Source organism: Klebsiella sp., from assembly GCF_027492335.1.
Taxonomy (GTDB): Bacteria; Pseudomonadota; Gammaproteobacteria; order Enterobacterales; family Enterobacteriaceae; genus Klebsiella; species Klebsiella huaxiensis.
The window spans coordinates 1-13932 of record NZ_JAPUEW010000078.1 but is presented as its reverse complement, the minus strand read 5'-3'; the positions used below and the strand labels follow the sequence as shown (position 1 = coordinate 13932).

The 13932-nt window shown below is 56.6% G+C and carries 13 protein-coding genes and 1 riboswitch; of the genes, 4 read left to right on the top strand and 9 right to left on the bottom strand.

Annotated elements, in window-relative coordinates; all coding sequences use genetic code 11:
- Nucleotides 1–61: 61 nt before the first annotated feature.
- The 4 genes from QVF11_RS23130 (at nt 62) to QVF11_RS23115 (ending at nt 4509) form a co-directional block, all read left to right on the top strand.
- The gene (locus QVF11_RS23130) at nt 62–1054 is read left to right on the top strand and encodes an alpha/beta fold hydrolase (RefSeq protein WP_287859510.1); all 993 of its coding nucleotides are present in this window, start codon (nt 62–64) and stop codon (nt 1052–1054) included.
- Between the two features lie 81 nt (nt 1055–1135).
- Entirely contained in the window at nt 1136–1876 is a 741-nt protein-coding gene (locus QVF11_RS23125) for a response regulator (protein ID WP_287859507.1), read from the top strand.
- The gene (locus QVF11_RS23120; RefSeq protein WP_287859504.1) at nt 1873–3216 is read left to right on the top strand and encodes an ATP-binding protein; all 1344 of its coding nucleotides are present in this window, start codon (nt 1873–1875) and stop codon (nt 3214–3216) included. Before QVF11_RS23125 ends, QVF11_RS23120 begins: the two co-directional genes overlap by 4 nt.
- A gap of 102 nt (nt 3217–3318) precedes the next feature.
- Complete coding sequence (locus QVF11_RS23115) at nt 3319–4509, top strand: cytochrome c biogenesis protein/redoxin (protein WP_287859502.1); 1191 nt, start codon at nt 3319–3321, stop codon at nt 4507–4509.
- Between the two features lie 150 nt (nt 4510–4659).
- On the opposite strand, the gene QVF11_RS23110 is transcribed toward QVF11_RS23115, so the two are convergent.
- The 9 genes from QVF11_RS23110 to QVF11_RS23070 form a co-directional block, all read right to left on the bottom strand.
- On the bottom strand, nt 4660–6141 hold the full coding sequence (locus QVF11_RS23110; RefSeq protein WP_185928519.1) for a pyridoxal phosphate-dependent decarboxylase family protein: 1482 nt from the start codon (nt 6139–6141) through the stop codon (nt 4660–4662).
- Between the two features lie 9 nt (nt 6142–6150).
- Nucleotides 6151–7536, bottom strand: a complete 1386-nt coding sequence (locus QVF11_RS23105; protein ID WP_181486203.1) for a diaminobutyrate--2-oxoglutarate transaminase — start codon at nt 7534–7536, stop codon at nt 6151–6153.
- Between the two features lie 307 nt (nt 7537–7843).
- Nucleotides 7844–8779: an ABC transporter substrate-binding protein gene (locus tag QVF11_RS23100; protein ID WP_287859560.1), complete on the bottom strand. Its 936-nt coding sequence runs from the start codon at nt 8777–8779 to the stop codon at nt 7844–7846.
- A gap of 25 nt (nt 8780–8804) precedes the next feature.
- Nucleotides 8805–9545 (bottom strand): ABC transporter permease, encoded by a 741-nt coding sequence (locus QVF11_RS23095; RefSeq protein ID WP_287859495.1) that lies wholly within the window; start codon nt 9543–9545, stop codon nt 8805–8807.
- Complete coding sequence (locus QVF11_RS23090) at nt 9542–10270, bottom strand: ABC transporter ATP-binding protein (protein ID WP_287859492.1); 729 nt, start codon at nt 10268–10270, stop codon at nt 9542–9544. The genes QVF11_RS23095 and QVF11_RS23090 overlap by 4 nt, the downstream gene beginning before the upstream one ends.
- On the bottom strand, nt 10267–10962 hold the full coding sequence (locus QVF11_RS23085; protein WP_287859489.1) for a TenA family protein: 696 nt from the start codon (nt 10960–10962) through the stop codon (nt 10267–10269). The genes QVF11_RS23090 and QVF11_RS23085 overlap by 4 nt, the downstream gene beginning before the upstream one ends.
- Before the next feature lie 65 nt (nt 10963–11027).
- A riboswitch (TPP riboswitch) is annotated at nt 11028–11129 on the bottom strand.
- Nucleotides 11130–11328: 199 nt separating this feature from the next.
- Nucleotides 11329–12501, bottom strand: coding sequence for a Gfo/Idh/MocA family protein (locus QVF11_RS23080; RefSeq protein ID WP_287859487.1), 1173 nt, complete (start codon nt 12499–12501; stop codon nt 11329–11331).
- Between the two features lie 15 nt (nt 12502–12516).
- On the bottom strand, nt 12517–13440 hold the full coding sequence (locus tag QVF11_RS23075) for a TIM barrel protein (RefSeq protein WP_287859484.1): 924 nt from the start codon (nt 13438–13440) through the stop codon (nt 12517–12519).
- A gap of 184 nt (nt 13441–13624) precedes the next feature.
- On the bottom strand, nt 13625–13932 hold a 308-nt coding region (locus QVF11_RS23070; protein WP_462661276.1), incomplete at its 5' end, for a type 1 periplasmic-binding domain-containing protein.

The window sequence follows — 13932 nt, the reverse complement described above, 5'->3', positions numbered from 1 at the left end:
GTGCAGATACATCGCGGTGTTGTGATAGGCCTGTCATCCAAACCATGAAGAGGCAACCATCATGAGCACCACTTTTTTATCCCGTAAATATGCCGCCCTGGCGCTGATCTGCTCCTCACTGGTTTCCGCCAGCGTCTGCGCGGCGGAGGACAGCGCCGCCTTTAACGCTCTGCATCAGATACAGGCGGGCGATCTTAATATTGGCTATGTGGATATCGGCCCCCGCGACGGGCAAGCGGTGATCCTGCTGCACGGCTGGCCTTATGATATCCATAGCTACGCCGCCGTCGCCCCGGCGCTGGCGCAGAAGGGCTACCGGGTTATCGTGCCTTATCTGCGCGGTTACGGCACCACGCGCTTTGTTTCCGCGAAAACGCCGCGCAACGGTCAGCCTGCGGCGATGGCGAAAGATATCGTCAATCTGATGGATGCCTTGCATATCAAACAGGCTGATTTTGCCGGTTTTGACTGGGGCGCGCGCACGGCGGATATCGTAGCCGCGCTGTGGCCTGAACGGGTGAAATCGCTGGTTTCGGTGAGCGGGTATCTGATTAGCAGCCAGCAAATTGGCGAAAAACCGCTGCCGCCGCAGGCCGAGCTGTCGTGGTGGTATCAGTTCTATTTTGCCACTCCGCGCGGTGAAGCAGGTTATCGGCAGAATACTCACGATTTTGCGAAGTTTATCTGGCATCAGGCCTCGCCGGGCTGGCAGTTTAGCGATACGCAGTTTGCACAGAGCGTGCAGGCGCTGGATAACCCCGATCACGTGGCGGTGACCATTAGCAACTACCGCTGGCGCTTAGGGCTGGAGAAAGGCGAAGCGAAATACGCAAACTACGAGCAGAAACTGGCGGCTTTGCCGACTATTGGCGTTCCAACTATCACCATCGAAGGTGATAACAACGGCGCGCCACACCCGGCACCTGAAAGCTATCGCGCTAAATTTACGGGCAAATACGAGCATCGCGAATTCAAAGGCAATATCGGCCATAACCCGCCGCAGGAAGCCCCGCAGGCGTTCGTGCAGGCAGTTGTCGATGCCGATCATCTGTAACTGCTGCGCCGGGGTGTGAAGTTGCGCTTCCGGCGATAGCGCATATTCTCTTTGAGTGGCATTTTTTTACCGGAGCCTGCTTTGGAACGTATTGATCATATTCTGGTTGTTGATGATGACCGCGATATTCGTGAGCTGGTCACCGGTTATCTGGAAAAGTCGGGATATCGCGCGACGGGGGCCGCCAACGGCAAGGCGATGTGGGCGGTGCTCAACGCGCATCAGGTGGATCTAATTGTTCTGGATCTGATGCTGCCCGGCGACGACGGTTTACTTCTCTGTCGCCAGCTACGCAGCAACGGCCAGCAGGATATTCCGGTTCTGATGTTGACCGCGCGCACCGACGACAGCGACCGAATTCTGGGGCTTGAAATGGGTGCCGATGACTATCTGGTGAAGCCCTTTGTCGCCCGCGAACTGCTGGCGCGCATCAAGGCTATTCTGCGCCGCACCCGGGCGCTGCCGCCCAATTTGCAGATTACCGAGGCCGGACGACTCATCGCCTTTGGCGACTGGCTGCTGGATACCTCGGCAAGGCATCTGCTTGATGACAGCGGCACTATCGTCGCGCTAAGCGGTGCGGAATATCGGCTATTGCGGGTTTTCCTCGACCACCCGCAGCGGGTACTGAATCGCGATCAGCTGCTGAATTTGACGCAGGGAAGGGATGCCGAACTGTTCGAGCGCTCCATTGACCTGCTGGTGAGCCGTTTACGTCAGCGCTTGCGCGAAGATGCCCGCGAACCGGCCTATATCAAAACCGTCCGTAGCGAAGGCTATGTGCTTTCGGTTCCGGTGTCGATTCGCGAGGTCCGCGAATGAAGCTCTGGCCCGCATCGTTGCAGTCCCGACTGGTCGTGATGATTTTCCTCGCGCTGCTGCTGGCCAACGCCTTAACGCTATCATTGTTACTTTATGAGCGGATGAGCAGCGCCCGCAGCGTGATGCTGGGCAACCTCGAATACGATGTCGCCACCAGCGTGGCGATCCTTAATCGTCTTCCTGCCGCCGAACGCCCACAGTGGCTGGCGCGGCTGGCGCGCGGTAACTATCGCTATCAGCTTACGGCGGGGCAAGGTGGCGACTATCCCACCAGCTGGCGGGTACGTGATGCGGTGCGGACTTTGCAAGAAACGCTCAGCGGCACTTATCCGCTAAGCATTGTGGCGATCCCCGGTCCGCGCGAGCATATCCAGGCCCACGTCACCCTGCACGACGGCGCGCCGCTAACCATTGACTTGTGGCCGCGCCTGCCGGCGATCGCCCGTTGGCTACCCGTGGTACTGGTCGCACAATTCTTACTGTTGTTGTTTTGTGCCTGGTACGCCGTGCGTCAGGTGGTGCGCCCGATGACCCGTTTCACCCGCGCCATTGACCACCTCGAACCGGCAATGAATGTGCCTGAAGTGATGGCGGAACAGGGGCCGGTTGAAGTTCGCCACGCGGCGCGGGCATTTAACGCCATGCAGGCGCGTATTCACGACCATTTGCAGGAGCGGGCGCGGATCCTCGCGGCGATATCTCACGATCTGCAAACGCCAATTACCCGTATGAAGCTGCGGGTCGAGATGGCGGATCGGCCAGAACTACGCGACAAGCTTTTTGAGGACTTGGACAATATGACCAGACTGGTCAGAGAAGGGATCGCTTTTGCCCGCTCCGCCCAGCCGCTGGAGGAGACGCGCCAGCGTCTCAACCTGAATGATTTTCTCGACACTATCGTCTGTGATTACGCTGATGTCGGCAAAGCGGTGCGCTTTATTCCCGGCAGTATCCAGCAACCGGTGCTGATTCAACCGCAGGCGCTGCGGCGCATTATGAGCAATCTGATTGATAATGGGCTGAAATTTGGCGATAGCGTCACCGTTAGCCTCGAAGATGCGCAAAACGGTGATGTTACAGTCAAGGTTGCCGATGAAGGGCCAGGGATCCCCGATGATCAACTGGAGGCGGTGCTGCAACCTTTTTATCGGCTGGAGAATTCGCGCAATCGCGATACCGGTGGCACCGGTCTGGGTCTGGCAATTGCCGCACATCTAGCCAGCCAGATGGCGGGAAAACTGACGCTGCGCAACTGCTCAAGCGGCGGTCTGGAGGCCTCGGTGCTGCTGTTTGCCACCGCTTTGTATCCTTCTGTATCCCCGGGCGCTACAGATAACTAAGCTGACAAATTCCCGCTATTTCAGACACTTTAGCCATACATACGCCTGCTGTAATGGGTTGGCTGCCGCTTCAGGCAGCTAATTCATCTGAGGAGAGCGTGTATGTCCATTCTGATTGCTTTTTTCGGCGGTATGCTGACGCTGCTGAGCCCTTGCACCTTGCCGGTTATCCCGTTAATTTTTGCCAGCGTGCGTGGTAAAAGGGCACATCTGCTGCTGATGCTCAGCGGCATGGTGCTGATGTTTACCACCGTTTCGCTGCTGGTAACGGTTGCCAGCAGTTGGGTGGTGAGCCTGACACTTGCCGGACGCTGGCTGGCGCTGCTGTTTTTGGTGCTGGTCGGAGTGAGCCTGATATCCACAAAGGCCGCGCAGCGCCTGACGGCTCCGGTGGTGGCGTTAGGTAATCGTATTAACGCGCGTAGCTACCAGCACGCCGGAGGAGCGGGCGCACTGCTGGCGGGTCTGGCAATTGGCCTGCTGTGGGCACCGTGCGCCGGGCCGGTACTGGGCGCGATCCTCAGCCTTGGATTTATTCAGGGCAGCTCGGTCACCAGCGGATTACTGCTGCTGTCTTACGGCAGCGGCAGCGCGCTGATGCTGGCTCTGTTGTGGCTGTTCGGCTCCCGGTGGACTGCGCGTTTGCGTAAAGGTCTGGCTTTTAGCGAACGCCTGCGTCAGCTGGCGGGCGTGGCGATGCTGGCATCGGTGGGGCTGATAGCCAGCGGGGCGGATAGTTTTCTACAAGGGGCTACCGGATTGACGCAACGGCTGGAGCAGAGTCTCAGTGCTAATTTGCCGCAGTCGGAGCAAAAAGCGTTTCTCCAGCCGGTTGTTGCGCCACAGCCAACCAGCGAAATGCCTGCACTGGAAGGCGGCAGCGCGTGGATTAATAGCCCACCGCTGAGCAACTCCGCACTAAAGGGGAAAGTGGTATTAATCGACTTCTGGACCCGGGATTGTATTAACTGCCAGCACACGCTGCCCTACGTGCGCGAGTGGGCGAATAAATATCGCGCTGCCGGGCTGGTGGTGGTGGGCGTACATACTCCGGAGTATCCATGGGAGCGTTCGCTGCCTGCGCTGCGTGAAGCGATCACAAAATGGCAGCTGACTTACCCTATTGTGGCGGATAACGGTTACGCCATCTGGAACGCGTTTGGTAATCAGTATTGGCCCGCGCATTATCTGTTCGATGCCAAAGGCAAGCTGCGCTATACGGCTTTTGGCGAAGGAGATTACGTCCAGCAGGAGAAGATGATCCAGCAGTTGTTACAAGAGGCGAGAGCCTGAGCTAGCGATTGCAGTTGCATTGCGGCTGTTTTCCCGGAGGCAGCTGTGTAGCTGTAGCCCGGACAGGTGCGCAGCACCGCCTCCGGGAAAAATGTAAAAAAAAGCCGATAATGTGAATTATCGGCTTTCAGCGTTTATTGCGAAACTAGCTTACTGCGCCAGCAGTTCCTGAGCGGTGCGTTCTACCAGATTCAGCAGCACCTTAACGTCATCTAAGGTGACGATCGGGTTCAGCAGCGTCAGCTTCAGGCAGGTCACGCCATTGTGCTCGGTCACGCCGACGTTCGCACGACCGGAGGCCAATAGCGCATCGCCAACGCGCTGGTTGAGCAGGGCGATGGCGGCATCGTCGCTGCCCGCCATCTGCTGCGGGCGCGAACGAAACAGCACGCTCGCCAGCTGCGGCTGCATTACCAGTTCCAGCGTTGGCTGCGTCTCGATGTAATCCGCCACGTTCAGCGCCATCGTCACGCCGTGATCGATGATCTCCGCGTACTGCTTCTGGCCCAGCGCCTCAAGACCCATCCACAGCTTCAGCGCATCGAAGCGGCGGGTGGTTTGCAGCGATTTTGACACCAGATTTGGCACGCCGTGCTCTTCATCGAACTCAGAGTTCAGATAGGCCGCCTGATAGCGCATCAGCTCATAATGGCGGGCTTCTTTTAGCAGAAACGCACCGCAGCTGATGGTCTGGAAGAACTGTTTGTGGAAATCCAGGGTGATGGAATCCACTAATTCAAGGCCGTCCAGACGATCGCGATATTTCTCCGACATCAGCAGTGCGCCGCCCCAGGCTGCGTCAACGTGCAGCCAGATCTGATGCTCTGCCGCTACTGTCGCGATTTCCCGCAGCGGGTCAATTGCCCCCGCATCGGTGGTACCTGCGGTGGCGACGATCGCCATAATTTGCTCGCCGTTAGCCTGGGCTTGCGCGATTTTCGCTTTCAGGTCAGCAACGTCCATTCTCGCGAATTCGTCGGTTTTCACCAGCGTCACGGAACGGTAGCCAAGGCCCATCAGCGCCATATTCTTCTGCACCGAGAAGTGGGCGTTTTCAGAACATAGCACTTTGTATTGGCGAATATCGCCCGGCAGACCATCCTGCTGGATGGAATGACCCATACGTGCGAAAAAGGCATCGCGCGCCAGCATCAGACCCATCATATTGCTCTGGGTGCCGCCACTGGTGAATACGCCTGCATCGCCAGCGCCGTAGCCTACCTGAGCGCGCAGCCATTCAATCAGCTTGATCTCAATGATGGTCGCTGACGGGCTTTGGTCCCAGGAGTCCATGCTCTGGTTAGTGGCGTTAATCAGCACTTCCGCCGCCTGGCTAATGACCAGGCTCGGGCAGTGCAGGTGCGCCACACACTGCGGGTGGTGTACCGACAGGCTGTCTTTCAGGAAGTACTCGATCGCACGTTCAATCGCCGCCTGGTTGCCCAGACCCTGTTCGTTGAAATCAAGGGTGATGCGCTCACGCAGCTCGTCAACGCTTTTCCCCTGATACATCTCAGGTTGCTGCAGCCACTGCGCTACCGCCTGGCTGGTCTGGGCGATAGCTTGCTGATAGGCGTCAATACTCTGCGCAGAACCAGCAAGAATCGGATTCAATTTGGACATTGCGGTCACTTACTCCACTCAGACCGGTTTTACGCCGGCGGCCAGCAGGGCCTGTTCAAATTTGTCGAAGAAAATTTCCAGTTCTGCGTTGCTGATCAGCAGGGACGGCAGCAGGCGCAGTACGCAGCCGTGACGGCCACCGCGCTCGAGGATCAGGCCCGCTTCGAAGCATTTTTTCTGCAGCAGTGCAGAAAGTTCGCCATCCGCCGGGTAGCTACCCATGTGATCCGGCGCTTCGTTCGGTTTCACGATCTCGATACCGATCATCAGGCCCAGACCGCGCACGTGGCCGATAACCGGGTAACGTTTCTGCATCTCGGCCAGTTTGCCTTTCAGCCACTCGCCCTGGGCGGCGACTTTATCGGCAATGTTGTTGTCTTTCAGGTGACGCAGGGTGGTCAGGCCGGTAGCCATCGCCAACTGGTTGCCGCGGAAGGTGCCGGTATGGTGACCCGGTTCCCAGGCATCGAACTGTTTTTTGATACCCAGAACGGCCATCGGCAGACCGCCGCCTACCGCTTTAGACATCACGATGATGTCCGGCTCAATGCCCGCGTGTTCGAAGGCGAAGAATTTACCGGTACGGGCAAAGCCCGCCTGGACTTCGTCGATGATCAGCAGAATGCCGTGTTCCTGCGTCACTTTACGGATGCGCTGCAGCCACTCGACCGGAGCCGGGTTCACGCCGCCTTCACCCTGAACGGCTTCGAGGATCACCGCCGCCGGTTTACGCACGCCGCTTTCAACGTCGTTGATCAGGTTTTCGAAGTAGTAGGTCAGCGCTTTCACGCCTGCGTCACCGCCGATACCCAGCGGGCAGCGGTACTGGTGCGGATAAGGCATAAACTGCACTTCCGGCATCATACCGTTGACGGCTTCTTTTGGTGACAGGTTACCGGTGACGGACAGCGCGCCATGGGTCATCCCGTGGTAGCCGCCGGAGAAGCTGATAATGGAAGAACGACCGGTGTATTTTTTCGCCAGCTTCAGCGCCGCTTCCACGGCATCAGCACCGGTTGGGCCGGTGAACTGCAGGCAGTATTCTTTACCTTCGCCAGGTAACTGGGAGAGCAGGTATTCACAGAAGCGATCTTTTAACGGAGTCGTCAGATCGAGAGTATGTAACGGCAAGCCGCTGGTAATGACACTTTGGATGCTCTGCAGCACATCAGGGTGGTTGTGACCGAGAGCCAGAGTACCGGCGCCGGCAAGGCAGTCCAGGTACTGTTTGTTATCCGCATCGGTCAGCCAAACGCCTTCCGCTTTGGTAATCGCAAGGGGTAGCTTGCGCGGGTAGCTCCTGACATTCGATTCGAATTCAGCCTGACGGGCCAAAAAGGTATCGTTGTTTGCATCTAATAAATCTGCGCCTAAAGTATCAATACGGACTTTATCCGTCATCATATCACTCCCACAACCAGCGTTACGGTTGAATGCTGGTTGAATAAATTGGTGTAAGAAATTGAATCGCTATGCATAAAGCGGGCACAATATATGGCTTTTTAAATCCGCATTCAACGTTTTATTGATTGCGGTATTTTTACGTTATTTTTACATTGTTAAAAATGGGCGTAACTCATTGATAGAAGTGAAGTGTTTTAAAGGATAAAAGACCTTTAAAATTGTAATTATTAGTGAAGTAATTTCTCATTTTTTATTACCGCTTCGCTGACGTTGCTGGCGAAAAAATTTCCGCCAACACCAGGATGAATCAATGCAGTTCAAGCGCATAATTTGCCAAAGGTGTGACTTTTTTCACCAACTTGTTGTTATATAAAAACTGTTCGTAAGCTTCGTAACGTGGTTTATCCAGCGCGGCCGGATCGGTAGCAAACAGAGGAATGGTTTTCAGCCATGCCTGCTTGTTGAGCTCGGTGTTGAGTTCCGGATGCGCGGCGGCAAACGTCTGCCAGGTCTCCTGCGGATGGGCGCGCAGGTAAGTGACGCCTTTTTGCAACGCGGTGAGGAATGCTTTGATTTTCGGGGCGTTAACTTCATCGCGGTTGGCGACAATAACCAGCTCATCGTATGCCGGTACGCCATAGTCCTCGACGTTCATCACCACAGGGTCTTTCCCCTGAAGCTTAATTTCCAGCGCTTCTATATTACGGTAACCGCCAATGACCGCATCAACCTGACCGGCCAGCAGGGCGCTGGTTAACTGGAAGTTTACATTGATAAGCTTAATGCTTTTGGGATCGATTTGTGCGTGTTGCGCCATGGTTGCCAGCGTTGCCTGTTCGATACCGCTGACCGAATAACCGACTTTTTTATCTTTCAGGTCAGCTGGAGTTTTGATGTTTTTATCCAGCGCAATGACCGTGTTTAGCGGCGAGTTAATCAGTGTACCAACGCGCACCAATGGCAGCCCTTCATCAGCAAAAAAATGCACCTGTGGCTGGTAGGTGATCGCCAGGTCGGCCTGACGGGCAGCCACCAGTCGTGGCGGCAGCGCCGGGTCGGACGGTGGTACAATTTTAACGTCCAGGCCCGCTTCTTTAAACGCGCCAATCTGCTCGGCGACCATGATCGGCGCATGATCGGGGTTGATATACCAGTCCAGCACCAGTGTGAGCTTCTCGTTAGCCTGCGCCTGAGCGCTGAGCAGCGCGGTGAAGGCCATCCCGGTGAATATATGTTTATGCATCATTACTCCTTATATTTCGAAAAGGTTATTCCGGCGTCCAGTTGATCAGCCGATGTAAAAAAGCATCCACCGCCAGCCACAGCAGGACGGTCAGCAGTACTAAAATAAACAGGGCGGCAAAGCAGATATCGGTTTGCAGGCGGGCGTTGGCGTTAAGCATGACGTAGCCCAGTCCTTCAGCTGAGCCGACCCATTCGCCGATAATTGCGCCGATGGGGGCCACGGCGGCGGCCATCCGCAGGCCCGAGCCGAGCGCCGGGAGCGCCGCCATCATCCGCACGTGGCGCAGCTGAGCGCCAAAAGATGCTCCCATGGTGCGCGCCAGATCGAGATAGTCGTTATTGACCCGCCGCAGACCGTCAAAAAATGCCGAAGTGACGGGGAAGAAAATCACCAGCACCGCCATCATGACCTTGGCGCTCATGCCGAATCCAAACCACAGCACCAGCAGCGGGGCGAGGGCAAAGACCGGGATTGCCTGGCTGGTCAATACCAGCGGCATCAGCCAGCGCTGAAGACGCGGCGAGACAATCATGCACAGCGCCAGAACCACGCCGAGCAGAACGCCAAGCAGCAGTCCGCTGAGAATTTCACTCAATGTGATGAGCAAGTGCCAGCCGAGATAAGTCCGATTGACCCACAACGCGCTGGCTACCGCCGAAGGAGAAGGCAGCAGGAAAGCGGGAATGCCGCTGCGGCTCGCCAGCCACCAGAGCAATAGCAGGCCGCAGAACACCACGCAGCCACGAAACAGTTTTGCGCTCATCCGTTAGCCCTTATTAACTGTTGTAACAGTTCAGCCTGACTGGTTAATAGCTGCGGATCGTCCGGCGCGCGCGGCGGTACGCCGGATAAGCGGTGTGAATCGTCGATATTACCGGGGGCGGGAGAGAGCACCAACAGGCGATGGCTTAGCCGACAGGCCTCCATCGGATCGTGGGTGATAAGTACCACGGTGCGGTTCACCAGCAGCTCGGCGGCCAGCGTCTGAATTTTCGTGCGGGTGATGGTATCGAGCGCGGAAAAAGGCTCGTCCATCAGCACAATGGGTCGGTCTTCATAAAGGGTGCGAGCCAGCGCCGCCCGCTGGCGCATACCGCCGGAGAGCGAGGCCGGGCGGTCATTAGCGCAATGCTCAAGGCCAACCTGCTGTAATAAAGTCGCAACCCGCTGGGTATCAACCCGTTCCCCGCGCAGACGCGCGCCGAGGGAGACGTTGTCACGCACGTTTAGCCAAGGATAGAGCAGATCTTTTTGCCCCATCCACGCCAGCCGTTTAGCTATCGGTTGACCATCGCTGGCGCGAACCTCGCCCGCAGTTGCTTTTGCCAGCCCGGCGAGAATGCGCAGCAGGCTGGTTTTCCCGGCACCGCTGGCCCCCAGCAGCGAAACCCACTGACCGCCGGGGATATCAAACGTCAGATTGTCGAAAACCAGCCGCGAACCGAAGCGCAGGCTCAGACCACGCACCGTAATGCCGGGCGCAGTCACGCCGGGCGCTCCGTGACGACATTCAGCCCCATTTGCCAGAAGTTAGCTTCCAGCCGCGTGGCGGTGGTAAAAATAGTGCTGAGTTCAGCAAAACGTGCCTCGCCGCCGCGCTGTTGCCAGAGCGTTTCCAGCAGGCTAATGGCGGCATTGACGCCGTTCAGGTAGCCCTCATCACCGTAGTTACGGATCCAGGAGGCGTAAGGATTAGTGGTGATGTTAGTCGCGGGATCGTGGAGCAGACCGAGGCCGATTTCCGCGTATCCGGCAACGCAGGGCATCAGCGCCGCCAGCAGATCCAGCGCGTCGCCGGAATAACCAATATCCAGCACGTAGCGGGTGTAGTTGACGGTTTCCGCGGCTTCAGGTTCGCTGGCCATTGTCACCTCATTTAGCCCCCAGCTGTTGCAGTAGCCAACATGCAGCGGGAGTTCGTCGAGGATGGCGTTCATCGACGCGGCAGCGGTACGCATTTCCGGTAGCGTACGCAGTTTGCTGACCAGCAATGCATAGCTGCGGGCAAAGTGGATCAGGAACAGGTAGTCCTGGGTCAGATAGCGACGGAAAGCGGGTTCGGGCAGGGTGCCGTCGGCAAGTTGGCGCAAAAAGGGGTGGGCGACGTAATGTTGCCAGTCATCACCGGCCTGCTGGCGCAGATGACCGTAAAGACCTTGAGTAAACGCGGGAAGAATCACAGGACCTCCTGATTAAAGGGAGATCCGGGCGTGCTGAAGTGTGAACAGGCAATGGCGCAAAACTGGCGGAAATGCCAACCCGTCCCTTCGCTGGCATGACCCAGATCAGGTTCAAAGGGTTCGGCTTACGCCATCTCAGCCCTCACGGGACACCCCTCGGTTTGGCCAATGTTATACGACATTCGCTTTTTGATTACAATGCTGTGATTTTGTTGGTTTTATGTGACGTTGTCACGATAGTGTGGCACGAGAAAGTGGTTTTGTGCGACATTTTGCCGGGTGGCGGCTGACGCCTTACCCGGCCTACGGTGATCGAGGCCGTTGCAGGCCCGGTGAGCGCCACCGGGCAAATGTCCCCACGGAAGGTTAACGAAACTCAACCCAGCTGGCGCCCTTATCCGCCGAACGCACGCAGTTCTCCACCCAATGCACGCCGAGCGCGCCGGCTTTGGCATCCGGATACCAGAAGTTTTCCAGCAGCGCAGCATCGCGGCGATCGGTCGCATCCATGGCGATAGCAAAGCGCCGATACAGGTTTGACCATGCCTCAAACAGCCCCTCGGGATGACCGCCGCCGATCCTGTCGTCCTGCAAGGCTAGCGGATCGAGATAGGCCATCCCGCGTTCCAGAATTCGCACCGGCTCGCCCTGGATTTCATAGCGAAGCTGGTTTGGCTGTTCATCCCACCACTCCAGGCTGGCTTTTTCACCGACGATACGTACTTTCTGCCCGTGCATTGAACCGCTGTTGACCGCCGAGCACCACATCGAGCCGATCGCGCCGTTGTCGTATTCCATCAGCACATGGGCGTTATCCTCCAGCGGGGCGCGGCTTTTGACAAAGCTCTGGCGAGAGCACATCAGACGGGTAATGTTGAGCTTCGGGGCCATGGTTTCTGCCAGAAACAGCGGATGCGTGGCCAGGTCGCCCAGGACATAGCTGGGACCGACAAATTTCGGGTCAACGCGCCAGCGGGTGCTGGGGTTTTCCTGCTCTACCGGCTGATTGTGGAAACCGTGTGCGAACTGCATATTGACGATACGGATCTCGCCCAGCAGCCCTTGTTCAATCATCTGTCGGGCCTGCAAAATCAGCTGATGCCCGGCGTAGCCATAGGTGACGCCAATGATTTTGTGCTGCTTTTCGCTAAGCGCCACCAGCGCATCGGCCTCTTCGCCAGTAAAGCACAGCGGTTTTTCGCAGACTACATGCAGCCCGGCTTCCAGCGCCGCCCGGCAAATCTCGTAATGAGTGTTGTTCGGCGTAGCGATGGAAACAGCTTCAATACCGTCTTCTCGCGCCGCTTCTTCACGAAACAGGGTTTTATAGTCGGGATAGCAACGTTCAGCGCTCACCCCCAACTGCTGACCAAATTCTCGCCCCCTTTCGGCATCAATATCGAATGCGCCTGCCAGCAGGGTAAACGCACCGTCGCGCAGCGCTGCCGAGCGGTGAATATAACCAATCTGGCTGCTTCCTCCGCCGCCAACCATGCCCCAACGTAACGACCGGCCTACAGGTTTTGTACCGTTAATCATGTGGTTATCTCCTGATTAAAATCCGACGGAGCGCAGGTAGCGCAGGCTTTCCGTGACCGCCTGCAAACTGCCTTCGACGTTGCGCGGGTCACGTTCTTGTTCAATGGTTATCCAGCCCTGATAGCCGCGCTTATCCAGAAACGCGTGAACCGCCGGATAATCAATAGCGCCGCTGCCAAGCGGGCACATCACACCTTCCGCGCAGGCGGCGAAGAAGTCGATACCGCGGGAAATCACGCTATCGAAGACTTCCGGATCGACATCTTTAAAGTGCAGGTAGTCGAGCCGGTCAAAGTGGCGATCCAACCAGCTAATCGGGTCCATACCTGAGTAGTAGAGGTGACCGGTATCAAGGCATAGCCCGGCAACGTCGTGCGGGATTTGCGTTGCCAACAGGTCTATTTCATCGGCAAATTCGATACAACCGCCAGCGTGAGGGTGGATAACCGGGCGAACACCATACTCCTGCCACGCCAGTTTGCTGATGGTGATAATGTGACTAATCATCCGCTTCCAGTCGGCGGGGGAAAGCCGTGGTGCCAGGTCGCTGCGTCCGGCGAATTTGGCCCGTTGCGGATTACCGAAATCAATGATCACCAGATAGGGCGGTTGGAACGAGTTTCCGGGCGTTTTTTCCGCCGTTGGAACCTGCGACAGATTGCGACAGAGGTTGTGCGTGAGTTCGACAATGTTCGGGAAGTTCTCTTCGCTGACCAGATCGTCAAAGATCGTTCCGGCAACCAGCGACAGTCCCTGTTTATTCAGCGCGGCACGAAGCTCATCAGCCTGGGTTGGCAGATAGCTCCAAGGCCCCAGTTCAATACTTTTGTAGCCTGCGGTCGCCGCTTCCTGTAGTACCTGTGACCACGGCGGTAAATAAGGGTTTTTGGGATCATCGACGCCCCAGCTACATGGCGCATTGGCAATATGTATGGTCATGATAGATTCCTTTTTAGAATGAGGAGAAAACATGACCAGTATTGAATGAAAATTTCAAAATCAACAATGATGAAATTTAAATTCTTTGATGTGATTCAAGCTTTATTTTGATGGATAAAATGATTGTTTTTTATCAAATGCAGTGGCGAAGCGGGGCGCGGAGAATTTCCCATGCCCCTGCCGATTAGAGGTTTTCTTTAGTGATTAAATCAAACGGTTGTAGCGCGTTGATAAATGACGCCTGCGGATGGCTGGCAGCCTGGACAAACGCGGAGATTGTCGCGGTGGCAAACTCGCTCAGCCGATGCGCAATCATCAAATCAATGGTGCCGTCGATTAACGCCAACTCGCCGTTCTCTACGGGACCATGGCAAATCAGCGTGACCTGATGCTGGCGCTGATGAGCATGCAGCGCGGCGATGATGCCCTCAACGCCTCCGCAGGGCGCGTAAATCGCCGTCAGTGAAGGGTATTGCTGCAACATTTTGTCCG